Genomic DNA, 17,226 nt, shown 5'->3' on the forward strand with positions numbered 1-17,226 from the left:
GCCACCTCAGTGTGTTCAAAGAAAGGAAAACGGCCCCGGACTCTCTATCCGGGGCCGCGTCACGCCGTTTACTTCAGCGAGACGCCATAGGCTTCCTGAAGCCAGTTGGTGACAAAGGCCTTGGCTTCGGCGGACACCGTGGTGCCCTCGACCGTCGCACGGGCAGCGCCCTGTCCGACAAAGACCGGGTACTTGCCGACCTGCTGGGCCGCACGCTCGGCAAAGCCGTCCGTTTTGCGGACCGCGTCGAAGGCCGCGACATAGGCGTCGGTCACGTCTTGCGGCGTGCCTGCGGGCAGAAAGGCGATCTTCTGCACCGGGAAACCGGCGATGAAAAAGGCTTTCCATGCGTCCCAAGCCTCGCCCGAGGTTTCGCAGCCATCGGTGGCCTCGCAGACTTCCTTGAAGGTCGGCATGTCCGGGAAGGTCGGATCACGCACGATGTTGCCATCATCGTCCAGCGCGCCCCAAGACATCATTGGCACGGCCTTGCCGCTGGCAACCAAATCAGCCGACGCGCCCAGATAGGCCGACGAGGTTTGATAGTCGATGGTGGCTTCGCCGCGTTCGAACATCAGGCGGCCATCGCCGCGACCCTTGATGCCGAACACCGGCTCTACGTTCATGCCCAGCATTTCCCATGCCAGCAACGGCACCAGATCCAGACGCGTCGCGCCTTGCGAACCGTAGATAAAGTCGATGTCTTTAAGCGCGTTGGCCGATCCGTCGAACTTGGCCCCGTCTTCGGGGTTCAGATAGGCCACGCCGCCGGTGCCCGAGGCCATGACCGGAATCCAGTCGCTGTATTCATAGCGCACACGGGGATCGCCCAGCAAAAAGGGGAACTGTGTCGACCCGGAGGTGCCGAACAGCAGTGTGCCGTCCTCGTGTTCCTGCTCCTGGAACCAGTTTGCGCCCTTGGTCGAGCCTGCGCCCGGCATGAATTTCACCACAACGGTCGGGTTGCCCGGAAGCTGTTCGGACAACAGCGGCGCGAAAAAGTTGGCCCATTTGGCCGAACCGCCGGTTTCCGAGAACGGGATCACCCATTCGATTGTCTCGCCGGACAGATCGACTTCGGCCACGGCCGGGGCCGCGATGAGGATGGCGGATGCTGCAACGGATGCTGCGAGGTGCTTGATGGTCATTGGTATCCTCCCTTAGACCTATGGGACCGGTCAGGAGTTGCCTGCCGGTGCGACTTGATTCTGTGCAAGGGATACAATCCCTCCTCCATAGCACCCACTTTGCTGTTCCAACCTTGCACGAAACTTGTGCAGCCTGAGAAAAGTTCAAAAATGCGGATCGCCGTCATAGAGGACAACGCCGAACTGGCCGAGGGCATCGCCTACCGGCTTCGCGACCGTGGCCACTCGGTCGACGTGCTGCACGACGGACAGGAAGCGGCGGATTTCCTGTCTCACGAAGGGGCCGACCTTGTGGTGCTGGACATCAACCTGCCGGGCAAGGACGGGCTTGCGGTGCTGCGCGGTCTGCGCGATCGGGGCGACAACACGCCGGTGATCCTGCTGACGGCGCGCTCGGACACGCAGGACCGCGTGACCGGGCTGGACGCAGGGGCCGACGACTACCTTGTCAAACCGTTCGAGATGGATGAGCTGGAGGCACGCCTGCGCGCGCTGGCCCGCCGCAAGGAACTTGTCTTTACCGCGCGCAACGCGCTTGGCCCACTGGTCTTTGACCGCGACAGCCGCCAGTTGATGGATGGCGAAACGCCACTCAACCTGCCGCGCCGCGAGGTGGCGGTTCTGGAATGCCTGCTGGACCGAAGCGGGCGGCTGGTGTCGAAATCCCAGCTGATCGCCCATGTCTATGGCACGGGCGCGGATGTGGATGACAGCGCGGTAGAGCCGCATGTCTCACGTCTGCGCCGCCGCCTTCAGGGCTACGGCATCCGCATCAAGACAGCACGCGGGCTGGGCTACATGCTGGACGTCGAGACATGATCGGCTATGTCCGATCGCTCCGCCTGCGCCTCTTCCTGCTGATCCTTGCGCCCTTGCTGGTGGTGGCGGTGCTGTTGGGCATCTGGCGCTTCACGGTCGCGCAAACCACCGCCGAGGCGCTTTTTGACAGGGGGCTACTGGCAGCGGCGCTTGCGATTTCGCGCGATGTGGCCATCTCCGAGGGCGACGCCCTGTCGCCGCGCACCCGCGCGCTGATCTCGGATGCCGGCGGGGGTGAGGTGTTCTACCATGTGACCGGTCCCGGCGGGATCTATGTGACGGGCTACGCCTACCCGCCGTCCTTTCGCGGCACGTCAGCTATCGGAGTGCCGGAATACCGTCTGGCCACCTATCGCGGCGAAGGAGTCCGTGTCCTGCGCATGGCCGAAACAACCACCATCGGCACCATGACCGGCCTGACCGTCGTCACCGTCTGGCAGCGGCTCGCCGACCGCGACGCCTTTGCCGCGTCGCTGGCGTGGCGTGCCTTTGCGCTGATCGGCGGGTTGATGGCGACGCTGGCATTGGTCGTCTGGTTCGGGGTGCAATGGGGCCTGCGCCCCCTCAACGATTTGCAGGAAGCGATTGAGCAGCGCACGCCTGACGATCTTGGCCTGATCCGCCGCCCCGTTCCCAAAGAGGTCACTGGCATCGTGTCGACGCTCAATCGACTGTTCCAGCAGCTGGATCACAGCATCCAGTCGCATCAGGCGTTCATCTCCGACGCCGCGCACCAATTGCGCAACCCGGCCTCGGCGCTGCTATCACTGGCAGAGACCCTGCCCGGCGTGACCGACCCCAAGGAACGCCGCCGCCGCGAACGCGCGCTGATCGGGGCTGCACGCAAATCCGCGCGGCTGGCGGAACAGCTGCTCTCGATGGAGCGGTTGCGCCACGGCTACACTGTGCCCGACAGCCCCTTCGACCCGGTCGAAATGGCCAAAGAGGTCTGCGCCGATCTCGCGCCACTGGCGCTTGAACGCGACATCGACTTCTCGTTTTCCACTCAGGTCGGTGAGGGCCCCGTCACCCTGCGCGGCGACCGCGTGCTTGTGACCGAGGCGCTTGGCAACCTCGTCGACAACGCCTTGCAGCACGGTGGGCCGGGCTTGACCCAGATCGCTGTCACGCTGGAAAAAGTCGACGATATGCTGCGCTTTGCCGTGTCGGACAACGGCCCGGGCCTTCCGATCGACAAGGCCGCCGTTGCACTAAGCCGCTTTGGTCAGCTACAGCCCGGCGCGGGCAGCGGGCTTGGCCTTGCCATCGTGGATGAGGTCGCGCGCCTGCACGGCGGCACCGTGCGGTTCGATCCGGTCCAGACAGGGACGCGCGTCGTGATGGAGCTTCCCCTGAGTAGATGACAGGCTTAGGAGATCACGATTGCCCGTCTCCGACATATCCGCTGCCCGGCTCTGCCCAACTTCTGAGCACCGATCAACCGGACCAATCATCACGCCGCCCGATCCGTTCCAGCAGGAAATCCATGAAAACGCGGGTCTTCGTGGTCAGCACGTTTGAGCGTGGATAGACCAGCCAAAGCACCGACCGGTCATCGAGTTTCCAGTCAGGCAGCACACGGATCAACTGTCCGGTTTCCAATTCCTGTGTCACATTCCAAAGTGAGTTGATCGAGATCCCGGCCCCGGCCATCGTGGCGATGCGCTGTGACGCGCCGTCGTCGATCACCATCCGACATTGGCACCGTCTGGGGTCCAGAATCCATGACACGCCGTCTTTCTTGACCAGCCTCCGCTCTGACAGGTCTGACCAAATGACCAACTGATGCCGGTGCAAATCTTCGGGGCCCTCCGGCAGACCGTGCCGGTCAATGTACTCCGGCGCGGCGCAAAGCACCCGCGTGTCCTCGGACAGCTTGCGCCCCTTGAGCGAACTGTCGGCAAGCGGCGCGCTGCGCAGCGCAAGATCGAAACTGCCCTCGATCAAATCGAACCGCGTGTCCGAAAGTCGAAGGTCGAGCGTCAGTTTAGGATAGCGTTGGGTGAACTCAGTCAGGATCGGCATGATGTGGCGTTGCGCAAAACTCGACGGCGCGGCAAAGCGCAAGGTGCCCGTGGGCTCGGCCCCGCCGTGGCCCAGCGCGGCCAATGCTGCCTCTTCCTGTGCCAGCATTTCCTGCGCATACGGCAGGAATTCCGCCCCCTCCAACGACAGCGATACCTTGCGGGTGGTGCGATGCAGCAATTCGACCCCAAGCGCCTGTTCGAGCTTTGCCAGCCATGCGCTCGCCACCGCAGGCGCAAGGCCAAGCTGCCGACCGGCGGCACTGATATTCAGCCGCTCGGCGGCGATAACAAAAAGGCGCAGGCTGTCGGTATCCATGTTTATATCCAAAATCCGAATACTGAACTCTGAAATCAACCGTTTCTATATTTTTTTCAAGGTGTATCTCTGGCCACAGATGCAGTGACACCAATAAGGACACGACGGATGAAAGCTTTGGGATACGAAAAAAATGGCCCGATCGACGCGCCAGAGGCCTTGGTAGAGTTCGACGCCCCCCGCCCCCAGATCGGCCCGCGCGACCTGCTGGTCGAGGTGCGCGGCGTGTCTGTAAACCCGGTCGACGTCAAGCTGCGCGCCGCCGTGGCGCCCGAGGCAGGTCACAAGATCCTCGGCTTTGACGCCGCTGGCGTGGTGGTCGAGACGGGCGCAGACGTCACCGATTACACACCCGGCGACGCGGTGTTCTATGCGGGCGACGTGACCCGCCCCGGCACCAATGCCGCGCTGCACGCGGTCGATGGGCGCATCGTAGGCCGCAAGCCCGCAACCCTCGACTTCGACGAGGCCGCAGGTCTGCCGCTGACCGCGATCACAGCCTGGGAAATGCTGTTCGACAGTTTCCGCATCCCCGAGGGCGGCGGCGCGGGTGACACGCTTTTGGTGATTGGCGGAGCCGGCGGCGTCGGCTCGATCCTGATCCAGCTTGCGAAGCAGCTCACCAACTTGACGGTCATCGCCACCGCCTCGCGCACAGAGACCCGCGACTGGGTGACAAAGATGGGGGCCGATCATGTGATCGACCACCGTCAGCCGCTGGCCGCGCAGGTCGCCGACCTTGGCCTTACCCCGCGCTATGTTGCCGCCCTCACCGCGACCGACCAGCATTGGGACCAGATCGTCGAACTGATCGCGCCGCGCGGGCATGTCACGCTGATCGACGACCCCAACGGGCTCGATATCGCACCAGCCAAGACCAAGGCGCTGACGATAAGTTGGGAGTTCATGTTCACCCGGTCGATGTATCAGACCGCCGACATCACCGCGCAGCGCGACCTTCTGAACCGCGTCTCGGCAATGATCGACGACGGCACGCTCATCTCGACCGTGACCGAGCGTCTGGGTCCGCTTGATGTGGAAACCCTGAAAGCCGCCCATGCCCGGCAGGAAAGCGGGCGGGTGATCGGCAAGCAGGTTCTGAGCGGCGTCTGAACACTCCACCGTGAGCGGACACTGACATGACCTGTTTGTTCCGCTCACGACGTGCGCCCCGAAAGCCAGGACTGGATCTCTGGCCAGAACGACCTCACCTGACCCGCGTCGCCCTGAACCCGCGCTTCAACCGGGCCGACACCGGGGACATACTTGAACGGCTGGCGCGCGATGCCCCTTCGCATTCCGCCAACTGAGGAGACCGACATGAAGACCATCCTGATCACCGGAGCGACCGACGGTATCGGCCGCGAGACCGCCCGCCGCCTCGCCATCCTTGGGCACCATTTGCTGATACATGGTCGCAGCACCGACAAGCTGAATACGACCGCCGCAGAGCTGCGCAGCCTCGAAGGGGCGGGACAGGTCGAGACCTTCCGCGCTGACCTTTCACGGCTCGACGATGTGGCCAGCCTTGCCAAGGAAATCACTGCGCGGCATGACCGGCTCGATGTGCTGATCAACAACGCAGGCGTGCTCAAGACGGACGACCCGGTGACGCCGGGCGGGCTGGATCTGCGGTTTGTGGTCAACACCCTTGCCCCCGCGCTGCTGACCCGTCGCCTGTTGCCCATCATCCCGCAGGACGGACGGATCGTGCATCTGTCCTCGGCGGCGCAGGCCCCGGTCGATCTAGAGGCGCTAGCAGGCCACCGCCGGCTCGAAGCAATGCCAGCCTATGCCCAAAGCAAGCTCGCCCTGACGATCTGGTCGCAGGCGCTGGCCGACGTACTTGGCCCTGATGGCCCGGTTACCGTCGCGGTGAATCCCGGATCTCTACTGGCCACGCGGATGGTCAAGGAAGGCTTCGGTGTTGCGGGCAATGACATCGGCATCGGCGCGGACATCCTGACGCGCGCCGCCCTGTCAGAGGAATTTGCGCAGGCTTCGGGTCAGTACTTCGACAACGATTCCAGACGCTTCGCGCCACCACAGGCAGAGGCCGACAATCCGCAGCGGATAGGCGCAATAGTCGACGCAATTGAGGCGCTCATCGCCGATCATGTCGCGTCAACGGGCGGTGCCTAACGCCGGCGTCGCGGTGGTGTCAGTGCTTGACACCATCGCGAAGACCGCGCCTCAGCAGTTGGTCCCCTGAATGCGCAGGACATTCAGGTCGATGGACCGGGCTGAACCGGCAACCGAGGAACATCACACTTCTCGGCCACTTCCGACCACCGATCAGCGTTATCCGGGCGTTTGTTCACGGCGCTCCATCACGCCAACCGCAGGCTGCGCCGCTGCATGTTGGACCACAGGCGATACCCTTCAAGCGCCGCCAGCGGCACGAAATGCACCATCGCGGCCCCGATCCCACCCCAATCGTGCAGCGCCGCCCAGTGGACCAGCGTCAACACTGCGGCACCGTACACAAACCGCTGAAGCGTCTTCCAGCGCGGCCCCAGTTGCCGCACCCAACCGTCGGTCGAGGTCACCGCCAGCGGCACAAAGATCGCAAAGGCCAGCCAGCCGGTCCAGATATAGGTCTGGGCCAGTTCACCCCCGGCAAAGGCCCCTGCCCCTTCGTCGATCAGGTAAAGCACCGTGTGCAGCGCGGCATAGCCAAAGGCCGCGACGCCCAGATACCGCCGCCGCTTCATCAGCCAGCGCGGCCCGCGCCAGCCCTTCAGCAACATCATCAGCGGTGTGATCATCATGGCGATGATCATAAAGCGCGCCGCGAATTCGCCGGTGGGATGCAACAGTTGATGCACGGCCTTGGGATCGCCAGAGGTCAGACCCGCCACCATCGGGATCGCGGGCAGGCACAGCACTGCCCAGAACGTGTAGGGGTGATTAAGAAAGGATTTTAGCATATTCGTGTCCTGTATGGGTCGCGTCTGATACGTCCCGCAGTGCCGGTTCCGTCGCGGTCAATCGGCGAGGTGTGAAAAATAATCGCCCCAGCTTTGATGCGGACGGCCGGTCACCGCCTCGAAATCGCCGGGCGTGTCGTATGCGCCCTGTCGGATACCGTCATAGATCCCGCCGATGATCGGACCGATGAACGGCCCCAACTCGGCCGTTCGGTCGGCAACATAGGCGTCGGGCGACATCGCCCGATAGGACAGGTCGATCCCGAAGGTGGCATTGAGGTGCTGTGCCAGTTCCGCTTGTGTAATTGGCACGCCGTTCAGATTGGCGATCGTTCCGTTCATCTCGGCGCGGATGAGAAGTGCTGCATAGGCACAGGCCAGCTCTGACCGGGTGGTGTAGCCGCACCTGCCGTCACCCGCGCTATTGGCGATCTCGCCACGGGCGCGGTAGCTGTCAAGATAGGCGATGTCCGGTTCGATGTAGATCCCGTTGCGGCCGATGGCCCAGTCCAACCCGCTAGCGCGAATGTCGGCCTCGGTCTGGCGGTTGCTCTGGACGATCGGCGAAAACGGCGTGCCCGCCTCGGGCCCCTGGATACTGGTATAGACGATCTTTGCCACGCCAGCCGCCTTTGCCGCCGCGATCACGTTGCGGTGCTGCCCGATGCGTTCGTCGGGTGGGGCCATCCCCGAAACAAGAACCAACGCATCCACACCCGCGAGCGATGAACGGAGCTGATCCGGTTGGTCATAGTCACCGGGACGTACCGCGATGCCCAGCCCGCTTGCCTTTTCCGGCGACCGGGCAAGGCCAATCACGCGTTCCGGCCCGACTTGCCGCGCAAGGGTCAGGGCAATCTCGCGGCCCAGTTGTCCGGAAACGGCGGTCACAGCATACGTCATTGGCAGGCTCCTAATGTATCGGCAGCGGCAGCGAAGGCTTTGACCGTCATGCGGGATCTCCCGGATTGGACTGTGTCTGGTGCGCGCGGCGGCCTTCAATGTGACCTGCCCGCTGCACAAACAGATATACCAACGCCGGCTTTTCGATTATCCACCCATATGTGAAATCATATTTCCAAAAATTGAAAAGATGATCGAAGACTACCGAAGCCTCGCCGTTTTTGTCGCCATCGCCGATGCCGGCAGCCTGAGCGCTGCGGGACGGCAGTTAAAGCTGTCCACCTCGGTGGTCAGCCACCATTTGTCGCGGCTCGAGAACAAGATGGGCGCGACGCTGTTCTTTCGGTCGACGCGGTCCATGTCCCTCACACCCGAAGGCCGGATCGCGCTGGACCCGGCCCGCCGGATGGTCACGGCGGGCGAAGAGGCGCTCGACCTGCTCGGCAGCGGTCAGGATGAACCGGTTGGCGCATTGCGTGTCACCATGCCCGCCTTCGGGGATCAATCCCACCTGCGCCAGACCCTGTGGCGGTTCGCCAACGCGCATCCGCAGGTGGCCCTTTCGCTGCATAGCAGCGATACGCATGTCGATCTGGTCAAAGGCGGCTTCGATCTTGCGATCCGGCTGGGACGACTGGCGGACAGCAATTTGAAAAGCCGCCGCATCGGGTCATTCGATCGCGTACTCGTCGCAGCGCCAAGCTATCTGTCGCAACGCGCGCCAATCACCCGCATCGAGGATCTGGCGCATTGCGACTTTGTCGGGGTGAACGCCTTGCCGGACGCACTGACGTTGCAATCGAAAACCCAAAGCGTGACATTCGAACCCGAGCGTATTCGCATCGAGGTGGACAGCATCACCTCTGCGATCTCCGCCGTGCGCGCCGGTCTCGGGCTTCGCGCCCTGCCTCTGAGCGAGATCGCCGACGACCTCGCGACAGAAACCCTCGTCCGCATCCTGCCCGATTGGTCGCTGCCCGATATGGGCATCTACGCCGTCTGGCCAGACATCGGCCCGCAGAAAAAGCTGACCCGGCGGTTGATCGATTTCTTCGCTAACAGCGGGGACAGGTCCGGGACGGAACTCCAGCCGTAACACTCAGGCGGTCAATTACACATGAGACCATTGGATCAACTGGACCTGCCGGCGCGGCACGTCGGCCGCTCCTATCCGTTGGGTCAATGGCTTTTACCCGGAACTGAGTTTGCACATCCGCCCGCATGGCCAAACGGGACGCGCGCCTATCGTCACGCGCCGCGCCCGGTTCCGTCCGCCTGCAATGCATCCGACCGTGTCGGTGACAACACGTTTGCCAACCCGTCAAGCGTGATCCGGTAATGGCTTTCAAGCAACTGGCAGGCCAGATCGGCATCGTGGTTCAGGACCGCGTCCAGAATGGACTGATGCTCCGCCGCCGCCCCTTCGCGCCTCAGTTTGTTGGGGTTCGCGTTCATCGACAGGTTTCTGTACCGGACCGCCTGATCCATGAGGTTCGAACAGAACTCCAACAACAACGACGACCCGCACCGGTCGATCAGCAGCATGTGAAAGGTCTTGTGCAAACGCTCCCACTCTTCGGACTCGTCTTTTCCGGCGTCTACGGGCATCTGCCGTTGTGTCTTGGCCAGCCGGTGACAACTGATGATCAACGCCTCTTCCTGCGCCTCGTCAATGTTCGCAATCGACTGTCGCAACGCCAGCGTCTCGACCCAGATGCGGGTCTGAACCAGCTCTGACAGATCGGCAAGTGAGATGGGGGCGACGCAGAAACCGCGATGGCTTCGCCGTTCAACAAGACCTTCTGTCGAAAGCCTGTTCAGCGCCTCCCGTATCGGGACGGCGCCGATGGCGTAGCGCTGGGACACCGTGTCGATCTGCAACCGCTCGTCGGGAAACAGGACACCATTCAGGATATCCCGACGAATGCGATCATAGGCTTGATCAGACAGGTTGCGAATTTCCGACGTCCCCGCCATGTCACATCACTCCGCCACCGGGCCCACCTGTCTTGTTCCAAAAGACAAGACGACGCTGCAACCAGACAACCAGCGAATACAGCGCAAGTCCCAGCAGGCTAAGATACAGGATCAGGGAAAAGACCCGCGGCGTGTCCAACTGGCTCGCCGATTGCCGGATCAAGGCCCCAAAGCCCGATCCACCGCCCAGAAATTCCCCGGTGATCGCACCCGCCATGACACCCACGGCAGCGATTTTCAGTCCGGTAAAGAAATAGGGCAGCCCGGTGGGCAGTTTCAGCCGCAACAGGATCTGCATCCGGCTGGCACCAACGGACTTGAACAACATACGTTCATTTTCGCTTGCGGCGTACAGGCCCGCAGCGGTCGCCACCACAATCGGAAACGTGGCGATAAAGGCCGCCAGTGCCACCTTCGACGCAATATCGAACCCAAGCCATGCGATGAACAGCGGCGCAAAGGCGACCTTGGGCATGGTGTCGATGGCGACAAGGTAAGGCATGACCGCACGTTCTCCGAACTTCGTTTCACCAACAAGGACACCCAGCGAAAAGCCGATACTGATCGCGATCATAAAGCCGTACAGAACGGTCAGGGTCGTCGTCCACAACGCCTCAAGCATGTAGCCGCCGCTGAGGAGGTTTCTACCGACAAAACCAAGATCCTCAAGTGTTTCCGCCGGTGTGGGCAGAATGATCGCCGAAACCCAGCCCATCCGCGTCACCAGATCCCAGATCCCGACAACCGCGACAAACAGAAACGTCATCGCCACCCAGCGCGGGATGCGGTCGATAAAGGCTTCGTGCTCGACCCAGACGGTATCTTCCTCGGTCGAGGCGTGCAAAACGGGGTTCGTGGCATCGGTCATTGGTGTGCCTCCTTTCCCAGAAGGTCGCGGATGTGGCTGACGATCTCGCCGAAATAGGGGGTGTTGATCATGTCCAGCGACCGGGGTCGCGGCAGGTCAATGGTGATGTCCTCGACGACATGTCCGGGCCGCGCCTTCATCACAAGGATACGGTCGGACAGGATCACCGCCTCGGCCAGCGAGTGCGTGACCAGAAACGCCGTCGCGCCACGTTCCAGACAGATCCGCTGAAGCTCCATGTTCATAAAATCTCGGGTCAGCTCATCCAGCGCCGAAAACGGCTCATCCAAAAGCAGCATCGCAGGGTCGGACACCAGCATTCGGCAAATCGACGCGCGCTGCGCCATGCCGCCGGACAACTCCCCCGGATAGACATTGGAGAAATCCCCCAGACCCACCAGTTGCAGCAGGTCCATCGCCTTGTCCCGCGATCGCCGCGCCGCCGCGCGCCCCTCACGGATTTCAATCGGCATCAGGACGTTTTCAAGCGTGGTTTTCCAAGGCAACAGCGTTGCCTGCTGGAACATCATTCCGATGTCGGGTCGAGGGCCAACCACCGGCTTGCCCTCCAGGACCACCCGACCCGTGGTCGGCGGCATCAGCCCCGCCATGATCTTGAGCAAGGTCGATTTTCCGCAGCCTGACGAGCCGATGACCGACACGAACTCTCCATGCCGGATGTCGAGATTGACGTCCTGAAGCGCAACAAGGTTGTTTCGGGCATAGGTCTTGGACAGGCGTTCGATCTTGTAGACAGTCCGCGCCTGTGGCGCGGACTGCTCGACGGGTGTCTGTTCGGGCAAAGACATCATCGTCTTCAGGCGTTCCAACCGGACACGAACTCGTTCGTGTAGGCCGCAGACAGATCATCCAGAGGCGCGGACAATGCACCCGAGGCGACAGCGGAATCGTGGATCGCCTGCCAGTGCTCGGGCGGTTGATAACCATAGCCCTTGTCCATAAAGGCCTCTGTCGGCGTCATCCGCCCCACAACACCGTCAAAGAGCGCCGCCGCATAGTCCTGCTCACCTTCTTGCGGGTTGCCGGCCGCGCAATGCGCAAGGCAGGCTTCCTTGTTGGCGGGGTCGCTGGCAAAGCGCGTCGCGCGAACCAAGGCACGGCCAAAGGCCGGAGCCAATTCGGGCATTGCGGCGATGCCGCTTTCCAGCATTGCGATGCCGTTGCCAAAGAAGCCCAGATAGGCGTCCGGTGTGATCTCTTTCAGGTCGATCCCGCGCGAGGCAAGGATCGCGGCGTCCGAAACCGCGCCGGAGTAGGAACTGACCTCATCCCGCAGAAAGGCCACCGCAGCGGTGCCGCCATCGCCAACCGGCAGATACTCGAAATCCTCACCCGCCGTCAGACCGGCATCGGACAGGATCGCATTGGCAAAGGACACCTCTGCCCCGTCCGCCGTACCGACACCGACCACCGTGCCCGCCAGCTGGTCGGGCGCATCAATGCCGCTGTCCGCCTTCACCAGAATACCAAACACCGATTTGGGATACAGGTTGTAGAGGAACTTTACGTCGACCCCGCGCGCCCGTGCGCCCAGCGTCGGCCCCGGTCCGGGTGCACCGATATGCGCCTGGCCCGCCGTCATCGCCTGAAGCACCGCAGACGACCCGTCGATGGCCTGAAGCGTCGGCTCATACCCTTCTTCGCCGAAATACCCCTCACCCACAGCGACCCAGTAGGGCAGCCATGTCAGCGCCGAGGGGTTCGGCACCGCAAAGGTGATCGCGGTCTGGGCGCGGACCAGCGCCGGGGCACCGATCACCGCAGCGGCGGCAACACCGCCAACACTCAAGGCACCAAACTGCCGACGTGAAATCCTTGTCCGAGTAGTCATTTGATTCTCCTCCCAATTTTCATCGTTCAGGGGCGTGATGCCCGTCTCTTCGAGATCTCCGACACACCCTGAAATTGAGGCTATACGATTCGCGACGATACGCAAAATAATATATGAAAGAGCGATTCCAGCCATTTTATATCTTGATCCAATACACAATCCGCGACACCATCAGGCGTCGCTCGGGCCGCCTCTGCCGGTCCGTGCTGTTTGTCAGAATGTCACTTCAAGGAATGCTGCCATGGTCGCCTACGCTGTTTCTCCGCCCAATCCGTCCTATCTCGACATCGTTGGATCGGATGAAAAATTCCCTGTCCGGCGGATCTATTGCATCGGAAAGAACTACCTCGCCCATGTGCGCGAAATGGAGCAGGACGAACGCGATCCTCCGGTCATCTTCATGAAGCCGGCCGATGCCCTTGTCCGCAACGGCGGAGAGATCCCCTACCCCGTGTTCACCAAAAACTTTCACTATGAATGCGAACTGGTCGTCGCGATGAAATCCGGCGGCTACAACATCTCCGTAGGCGACGCGTCCAAACATATCTTCGGCTATGCCGTGGGCCTCGACATGACCCGCCGCGACCATCAGGCCGGTGTGCTGGAAAAGGGCCTGCCGTGGGAAGTCACCAAATCCTTTGATCAGTCCGCCCCCGTCGGCCCCATCACCCCCGTCGACCAGACCGGGATCATGACCACCGGCCACGTCAAGTTGCAGGTCAATGGTGAGACAAAGCAGGATGACGACATCTCGCTGTTGATCTGGAAGATCGACGAGATCATCACAAAACTGTCCGAACAGCACGCCTTGATGCCGGGCGACATCATCATGACCGGCACCCCAGCGGGTGTTGGTGCCGTGGTGTCGGGCGATGTGCTGGACTGTTCGGTCGACGGGCTGGAACCGATGCAGGTGCGCATCGGCGCAACCGCGACCTGACCTCTGCGCGGCACCTGCACCAGCAGGATGCCGCGACGCCCCCCCGGCCGCGCCGCATCACGCGGGCAGCCGACAGACATAGAGGATGGACCAGCAACAGGTCTCCAAGACCCGGGTGCGGACCATCAACCAGGACCAACGGCCAAGGCAATCGGCCAGCACGAGGAGAACACATCATGATGACGGTTGCGATCGCGGGAACCGGCCGCATGGGAACGGCCTTTGCAAAGCGCCTTGTCGATCAGGGCCACACGGTCACGGTCTGGAACCGAACACCGGACCGGACCAAGGACGCCGCCGCCGCAGGGGCCGCCGTTGCGCCGGACCTCGCCGGTCTGATCGACGCTGACATCCTTCTCCTTTCGCTTACCAATGCCAGCGCGGTCGATGAGGTCGCAGGCGGGCTGATTGCCGCCGGGATCGCGGGCAAACTTGTGGTCGACATGTCGACCCTGTTGCCGGAAGAAACCCGCGCTATCGCAACCAGATTGACCGAGGCCGGGGCCGACTTTGTAGATTGCCCCGTCGGGGGCACAGTTGGCCCCGCGCTCAAGGGCCAGTTGCTGGGCATGGCCGGCGGTGACGCGGCGGCGGTGGATCGCGCCCGCCCAGTTCTGGACCTGCTGTGCAAACGGGTCGAACATCTTGGCCCGGTCGGAAGCGGCGCCAGCATGAAATTGGCGGTGAACCTGCCGCTTGCGCTTTACTGGCAAAGCCTTGCAGAGGCGTTGACGCTGCTCAAGGGCTCCGGCATCGCACCAGAGACCGCAATTTCGGTCATTGCCGACAGTTCCGCCGGACCGGCGGTGCTAAAGAACCGCGCTCAGGTGGTGATCGACACCCTCAACGGCACCGATCAGCCCGGCACATTCGACATTGACGGGCTGGCCAAGGATCTTGACCTCGCCCTGCGCCATGCTGCCGCTTCGGGACACGACCTGCCGATGTCCAGCGATGTCCAGAAAAGCTATGCACAGGCCATCGCCAAGGGGCTGGGCGGTTTCGACGGTGCCAGCCTGACACGCCATCTGATCGGCGAGTAACGTGGAGATCCTGTCCGACCCGCTGACTCTTGCCACGCTTCTTGCCGCCTTTGCCGTCGCGGGGGCGGCCATTGGCGTCCTCGCCGGGCTGTTCGGGGTCGGCGGCGGGGCGATTTCCGTCCCTGTCTTCTTTGAGATCTTCGGGTTGCTGGGCTACCCGCCAGAGATTGCCATGCCGCTGGCTGTCGGCACGTCTCTTGCGGTCATCGTTCCGACCTCCATCAGTTCCGCGCGCGGCCACCACAGAAAAGGCACGCTAGAGGTTGGGGTTCTGCGGGCTTGGGCCGCTCCTATTCTGGTCGGCGTCATGATCGGGGCCGTGGTCGCAAGGTATGCGCCGCCGCTGGTGTTTCAGGCGGTGTTCGTCGTCGTGGCAACCCTAAACGCGGTCAAACTGTTGACCGGCGGTCGCGGCTGGCATCTGGGCGACACGCTGCCCGGCAAGGTCGGCATGAACCTTGGGGGCGGCGTTATCGGTCTTGCCTCGGCGATCATGGGGATTGGCGGCGGCGCGCTGTCGAACCTGTTCCTGACGCTGTACGGCCTGCCCATTCACCGCGCCATCGGCACCTCTGCCGGTGTGGGTGTGCTGATCGCCATTCCCGGTTCGATCGGCTATGTGCTTGCGGGTCTGGGTCAGGACGGACTGCCGCCCGGCTCTCTTGGGTTCGTGTCCCTTATTGCTTTTGCGCTGACCATCCCGACTTCGATGCTGACGACTAGGTTCGGGGTGGCACTGGCACACAAGATGACCCGCCGCGCGCTGGAGATCGCGTTTGGCAGTTTCCTCTTGCTTGTCGCCGTGCGTTTTCTGCTGGCCATCTTAACCTGACCCGCCGCAGGGGCCGGGGTGCTCTGGACCTGCGGCGCGCCTGAGCAAACAGACGGCCGCCCTCCCCTCGCCGCTTGATCGGCCCTCGGCCAAGGAACCACCCGGCGTCACGCACATCCTTGGTCACAATCGTCTGCTGCAGACCGATGCGATCCCAAGACAGCTTGCCAAAGGCCATGTGGGGCCGTGTACCCATTCAATCCACAGCCGGTGGAGACCTCCGGCAATGCACTGAAAACGCCACAGCCGGCGCACCTGCGCGTATGGATTTTGCCATGCTCTGGGGTTGGCCAAACAGGTTCAATCAGCCCGGCAGCGGCTCGTCACAGCGGATATCTCAGGACGCACCCACCCGGATTTTTGCAGCCTCAAAATCAGCCCAAAGTATGAAGAGTCCGTAAAAACGCCTCTGTAACCCATTGATTTTTATAATTCGAACTCTTGTCCACGCGTGGACACCCAATCCGCACGGCCCCTCACCTCACAGCAAAGACCCCTTCAATGTCGGCAAGTCACAGGCCACACCGCCTCACCCTTTTCCCTTCGTCTTGGTCGCGTTGGGTCTGGCGTGCTTTTCGATGTATTCGATAATATTGCCCGCAATATCCAGCCCGGTCGCCTTCTCAACGCCCTCCAGCCCCGGCGAAGAGTTCACCTCCATCACGACCGGCCCATGATTGGCCCGCAACATATCGACCCCACACACGTTCAGCCCCAGCGTCTTGGCCGACCGCACCGCTGTGGACCGCTCCTCAGGGGACAGCTTGACCAATTGCGCCGACCCGCCCCGGTGCAGGTTGGAGCGAAACTCTCCCTCGGCCCCCGTCCGCTTCATCGCCGCCACAACCCGTCCCCCTACGACGATGGCGCGAATGTCCATACCTCCGGCCTCCTTGATGAACTCCTGCAACAGAATATTGACCCCAGCGCCGCGAAACGCCTCGACCACCGATTTGGCCGAACGATCAGTGTCCGCCAAGACCACGCCGATCCCTTGCGTGCCCTCCAGCAGCTTGACGACAATCGGCGCGCCCCCCGCAAGTTGAAGCACCTCTTCGGTTTGCTTGGGATCATGCGCGAAGGTCGTGACAGGCAATCCGATGCCTTCCCGAGACAACAGCTGCATCGACCGCAACTTGTCCCGCGACCGACCGATCGCAACGCTTTCGTTCAACGGATAGACCCCCTGCATTTCAAACTGGCGCAGAACGGCCATACCGTAAAAGGTGACAGAGGCCCCGATCCGCGGGATCACCGCATCATAGCCTTCCAGCTTTTCTCCGTTGTAATAGACCTCGGGGCGACGCGCGGCGATGTTCATGTAACACCGCAACGTGTTGATGATGTCGAGCCGGTGACCACGGGTTTCTGCCGCCTCCTTCAGTCGCTGGTGCGAGTAGAGATCAGGGTTGCGTGCAAGCATGGCAATTTTCATTCAGGTATCCTTTGTCTGTGGAGGGCGCGGTCCCATGGCCGACCGACCAGTAGGGAAAGGAACAGATACGGACGGTCGACGATACCGAACTGGAGAAGCGTTCATGATCTACAAGTCTGCATTCCTTCCAGACTAG

18 protein-coding genes are annotated in these 17,226 nt (G+C 62.3%); 8 read left to right on the forward strand and 10 right to left on the reverse strand.

Annotated features, from left to right (window positions below):
* Window positions 1-68: 68 nt before the first annotated feature.
* Window positions 69-1,148 carry a tricarboxylate transporter gene (locus tag ANTHELSMS3_RS18805; RefSeq protein WP_094036223.1) on the reverse strand — a complete coding sequence of 360 codons (1,080 nt, stop codon included), beginning with the start codon at window positions 1,146-1,148 and terminating at the stop codon, window positions 69-71.
* 150 nt (window positions 1,149-1,298) lie between these two features.
* On the opposite strand from ANTHELSMS3_RS18805, the gene ANTHELSMS3_RS18810 reads away from it, so the two are divergent.
* Both ANTHELSMS3_RS18810 and ANTHELSMS3_RS18815 read left to right on the forward strand, forming a co-directional pair.
* Window positions 1,299-1,967: a response regulator transcription factor gene (locus ANTHELSMS3_RS18810; protein ID WP_094036224.1), complete on the forward strand. Its 669-nt coding sequence runs from the start codon at window positions 1,299-1,301 to the stop codon at window positions 1,965-1,967.
* Window positions 1,964-3,331, forward strand: a complete 1,368-nt coding sequence (locus ANTHELSMS3_RS18815; RefSeq protein ID WP_094036225.1) for a sensor histidine kinase — start codon at window positions 1,964-1,966, stop codon at window positions 3,329-3,331. The genes ANTHELSMS3_RS18810 and ANTHELSMS3_RS18815 overlap by 4 nt, the downstream gene beginning before the upstream one ends.
* Before the next feature lie 73 nt (window positions 3,332-3,404).
* Here the strand turns inward: ANTHELSMS3_RS18815 and ANTHELSMS3_RS18820 are convergent, their stop codons facing one another.
* Window positions 3,405-4,310: a LysR family transcriptional regulator gene (locus ANTHELSMS3_RS18820; protein WP_094036226.1), complete on the reverse strand. Its 906-nt coding sequence runs from the start codon at window positions 4,308-4,310 to the stop codon at window positions 3,405-3,407.
* Between the two features lie 108 nt (window positions 4,311-4,418).
* Between ANTHELSMS3_RS18820 and ANTHELSMS3_RS18825 the strand changes: the two genes are divergently transcribed.
* Window positions 4,419-5,423, forward strand: a complete 1,005-nt coding sequence (locus ANTHELSMS3_RS18825; RefSeq protein ID WP_094036227.1) for a zinc-binding alcohol dehydrogenase family protein — start codon at window positions 4,419-4,421, stop codon at window positions 5,421-5,423.
* 44 nt (window positions 5,424-5,467) lie between these two features.
* Here the strand turns inward: ANTHELSMS3_RS18825 and ANTHELSMS3_RS25635 are convergent, their stop codons facing one another.
* Window positions 5,468-5,632, reverse strand: a complete 165-nt coding sequence (locus ANTHELSMS3_RS25635; protein WP_157733574.1) for a hypothetical protein — start codon at window positions 5,630-5,632, stop codon at window positions 5,468-5,470.
* Here ANTHELSMS3_RS25635 and ANTHELSMS3_RS18830 point away from each other — a divergent pair.
* The gene (locus tag ANTHELSMS3_RS18830; RefSeq protein WP_094036228.1) at window positions 5,631-6,452 is read left to right on the forward strand and encodes an SDR family NAD(P)-dependent oxidoreductase; all 822 of its coding nucleotides are present in this window, start codon (window positions 5,631-5,633) and stop codon (window positions 6,450-6,452) included. The genes ANTHELSMS3_RS25635 and ANTHELSMS3_RS18830 overlap by 2 nt on opposite strands.
* A gap of 188 nt (window positions 6,453-6,640) precedes the next feature.
* On the opposite strand, the gene ANTHELSMS3_RS18835 is transcribed toward ANTHELSMS3_RS18830, so the two are convergent.
* The gene (locus tag ANTHELSMS3_RS18835; RefSeq protein ID WP_094036229.1) at window positions 6,641-7,240 is read right to left on the reverse strand and encodes a sulfite oxidase heme-binding subunit YedZ; all 600 of its coding nucleotides are present in this window, start codon (window positions 7,238-7,240) and stop codon (window positions 6,641-6,643) included.
* A gap of 57 nt (window positions 7,241-7,297) precedes the next feature.
* The gene (locus ANTHELSMS3_RS18840; RefSeq protein WP_094036230.1) at window positions 7,298-8,143 is read right to left on the reverse strand and encodes an NAD(P)H-binding protein; all 846 of its coding nucleotides are present in this window, start codon (window positions 8,141-8,143) and stop codon (window positions 7,298-7,300) included.
* Between the two features lie 190 nt (window positions 8,144-8,333).
* On the opposite strand from ANTHELSMS3_RS18840, the gene ANTHELSMS3_RS18845 reads away from it, so the two are divergent.
* Window positions 8,334-9,239: a LysR family transcriptional regulator gene (locus ANTHELSMS3_RS18845; protein ID WP_157733575.1), complete on the forward strand. Its 906-nt coding sequence runs from the start codon at window positions 8,334-8,336 to the stop codon at window positions 9,237-9,239.
* A 152-nt stretch (window positions 9,240-9,391) separates the two neighbouring features.
* Here the strand turns inward: ANTHELSMS3_RS18845 and ANTHELSMS3_RS18850 are convergent, their stop codons facing one another.
* From ANTHELSMS3_RS18850 to ANTHELSMS3_RS18865, 4 genes are read right to left on the reverse strand one after another with little or no spacing between them, the layout of a single operon-like run.
* A complete protein-coding gene (locus ANTHELSMS3_RS18850; RefSeq protein WP_094036232.1) occupies window positions 9,392-10,120 on the reverse strand; it encodes a GntR family transcriptional regulator in 729 nt (242 codons plus the stop codon).
* Window position 10,121: 1 nt separating this feature from the next.
* The gene (locus ANTHELSMS3_RS18855; protein WP_094036233.1) at window positions 10,122-10,988 is read right to left on the reverse strand and encodes an ABC transporter permease; all 867 of its coding nucleotides are present in this window, start codon (window positions 10,986-10,988) and stop codon (window positions 10,122-10,124) included.
* A complete protein-coding gene (locus ANTHELSMS3_RS18860; protein ID WP_439098678.1) occupies window positions 10,985-11,800 on the reverse strand; it encodes an ABC transporter ATP-binding protein in 816 nt (271 codons plus the stop codon). The genes ANTHELSMS3_RS18855 and ANTHELSMS3_RS18860 overlap by 4 nt, the downstream gene beginning before the upstream one ends.
* Window positions 11,801-11,805: 5 nt before the next feature.
* A complete protein-coding gene (locus ANTHELSMS3_RS18865; RefSeq protein ID WP_094036234.1) occupies window positions 11,806-12,840 on the reverse strand; it encodes an ABC transporter substrate-binding protein in 1,035 nt (344 codons plus the stop codon).
* Window positions 12,841-13,081: 241 nt separating this feature from the next.
* On the opposite strand from ANTHELSMS3_RS18865, the gene ANTHELSMS3_RS18870 reads away from it, so the two are divergent.
* The 3 genes from ANTHELSMS3_RS18870 (at window position 13,082) to ANTHELSMS3_RS18880 (ending at window position 15,655) form a co-directional block, all read left to right on the forward strand.
* Window positions 13,082-13,780: a fumarylacetoacetate hydrolase family protein gene (locus ANTHELSMS3_RS18870; RefSeq protein ID WP_094036235.1), complete on the forward strand. Its 699-nt coding sequence runs from the start codon at window positions 13,082-13,084 to the stop codon at window positions 13,778-13,780.
* A gap of 176 nt (window positions 13,781-13,956) precedes the next feature.
* Complete coding sequence (locus ANTHELSMS3_RS18875) at window positions 13,957-14,823, forward strand: NAD(P)-dependent oxidoreductase (protein WP_254694778.1); 867 nt, start codon at window positions 13,957-13,959, stop codon at window positions 14,821-14,823.
* A 1-nt stretch (window position 14,824) separates the two neighbouring features.
* On the forward strand, window positions 14,825-15,655 hold the full coding sequence (locus tag ANTHELSMS3_RS18880; RefSeq protein ID WP_094036236.1) for a sulfite exporter TauE/SafE family protein: 831 nt from the start codon (window positions 14,825-14,827) through the stop codon (window positions 15,653-15,655).
* A gap of 529 nt (window positions 15,656-16,184) precedes the next feature.
* Here the strand turns inward: ANTHELSMS3_RS18880 and rimK are convergent.
* On the reverse strand, window positions 16,185-17,090 hold the full coding sequence (gene rimK / locus ANTHELSMS3_RS18885; RefSeq protein WP_094036237.1) for a 30S ribosomal protein S6--L-glutamate ligase: 906 nt from the start codon (window positions 17,088-17,090) through the stop codon (window positions 16,185-16,187).
* Window positions 17,091-17,226: the final 136 nt, after the last annotated feature.

Origin of the sequence: Antarctobacter heliothermus (assembly GCF_002237555.1) — a bacterium.
Classification (GTDB): domain Bacteria; phylum Pseudomonadota; class Alphaproteobacteria; order Rhodobacterales; family Rhodobacteraceae; genus Antarctobacter; species Antarctobacter heliothermus_B.

What these genes read in the sequence shown, in the direction of transcription:
- ANTHELSMS3_RS18810 (WP_094036224.1), top strand. Translation starts at nt 1,299, where the DNA reads ATGCGGATCGCCGTCATAGAGGACAACGCCGAACTGGCCGAGGGCATC.
- ANTHELSMS3_RS18875 (WP_254694778.1), top strand. Translation starts at nt 13,957, where the DNA reads ATGATGACGGTTGCGATCGCGGGAACCGGCCGCATGGGAACGGCCTTT.
- ANTHELSMS3_RS18835 (WP_094036229.1), bottom strand. Translation starts at nt 7,240, where the DNA reads ATGCTAAAATCCTTTCTTAATCACCCCTACACGTTCTGGGCAGTGCTG.
- ANTHELSMS3_RS18805 (WP_094036223.1), bottom strand. Translation starts at nt 1,148, where the DNA reads ATGACCATCAAGCACCTCGCAGCATCCGTTGCAGCATCCGCCATCCTC.
- ANTHELSMS3_RS18870 (WP_094036235.1), top strand. Translation starts at nt 13,082, where the DNA reads ATGGTCGCCTACGCTGTTTCTCCGCCCAATCCGTCCTATCTCGACATC.
- rimK (WP_094036237.1), bottom strand. Translation starts at nt 17,090, where the DNA reads ATGAAAATTGCCATGCTTGCACGCAACCCTGATCTCTACTCGCACCAG.
- ANTHELSMS3_RS18820 (WP_094036226.1), bottom strand. Translation starts at nt 4,310, where the DNA reads ATGGATACCGACAGCCTGCGCCTTTTTGTTATCGCCGCCGAGCGGCTG.
- ANTHELSMS3_RS25635 (WP_157733574.1), bottom strand. Translation starts at nt 5,632, where the DNA reads ATGTCGGTCTCCTCAGTTGGCGGAATGCGAAGGGGCATCGCGCGCCAG.
- ANTHELSMS3_RS18865 (WP_094036234.1), bottom strand. Translation starts at nt 12,840, where the DNA reads ATGACTACTCGGACAAGGATTTCACGTCGGCAGTTTGGTGCCTTGAGT.
- ANTHELSMS3_RS18840 (WP_094036230.1), bottom strand. Translation starts at nt 8,143, where the DNA reads ATGACGTATGCTGTGACCGCCGTTTCCGGACAACTGGGCCGCGAGATT.
- ANTHELSMS3_RS18845 (WP_157733575.1), top strand. Translation starts at nt 8,334, where the DNA reads ATGATCGAAGACTACCGAAGCCTCGCCGTTTTTGTCGCCATCGCCGAT.
- ANTHELSMS3_RS18815 (WP_094036225.1), top strand. Translation starts at nt 1,964, where the DNA reads ATGATCGGCTATGTCCGATCGCTCCGCCTGCGCCTCTTCCTGCTGATC.
- ANTHELSMS3_RS18855 (WP_094036233.1), bottom strand. Translation starts at nt 10,988, where the DNA reads ATGACCGATGCCACGAACCCCGTTTTGCACGCCTCGACCGAGGAAGAT.
- ANTHELSMS3_RS18825 (WP_094036227.1), top strand. Translation starts at nt 4,419, where the DNA reads ATGAAAGCTTTGGGATACGAAAAAAATGGCCCGATCGACGCGCCAGAG.
- ANTHELSMS3_RS18850 (WP_094036232.1), bottom strand. Translation starts at nt 10,120, where the DNA reads ATGGCGGGGACGTCGGAAATTCGCAACCTGTCTGATCAAGCCTATGAT.
- ANTHELSMS3_RS18860 (WP_439098678.1), bottom strand. Translation starts at nt 11,800, where the DNA reads ATGATGTCTTTGCCCGAACAGACACCCGTCGAGCAGTCCGCGCCACAG.
- ANTHELSMS3_RS18830 (WP_094036228.1), top strand. Translation starts at nt 5,631, where the DNA reads ATGAAGACCATCCTGATCACCGGAGCGACCGACGGTATCGGCCGCGAG.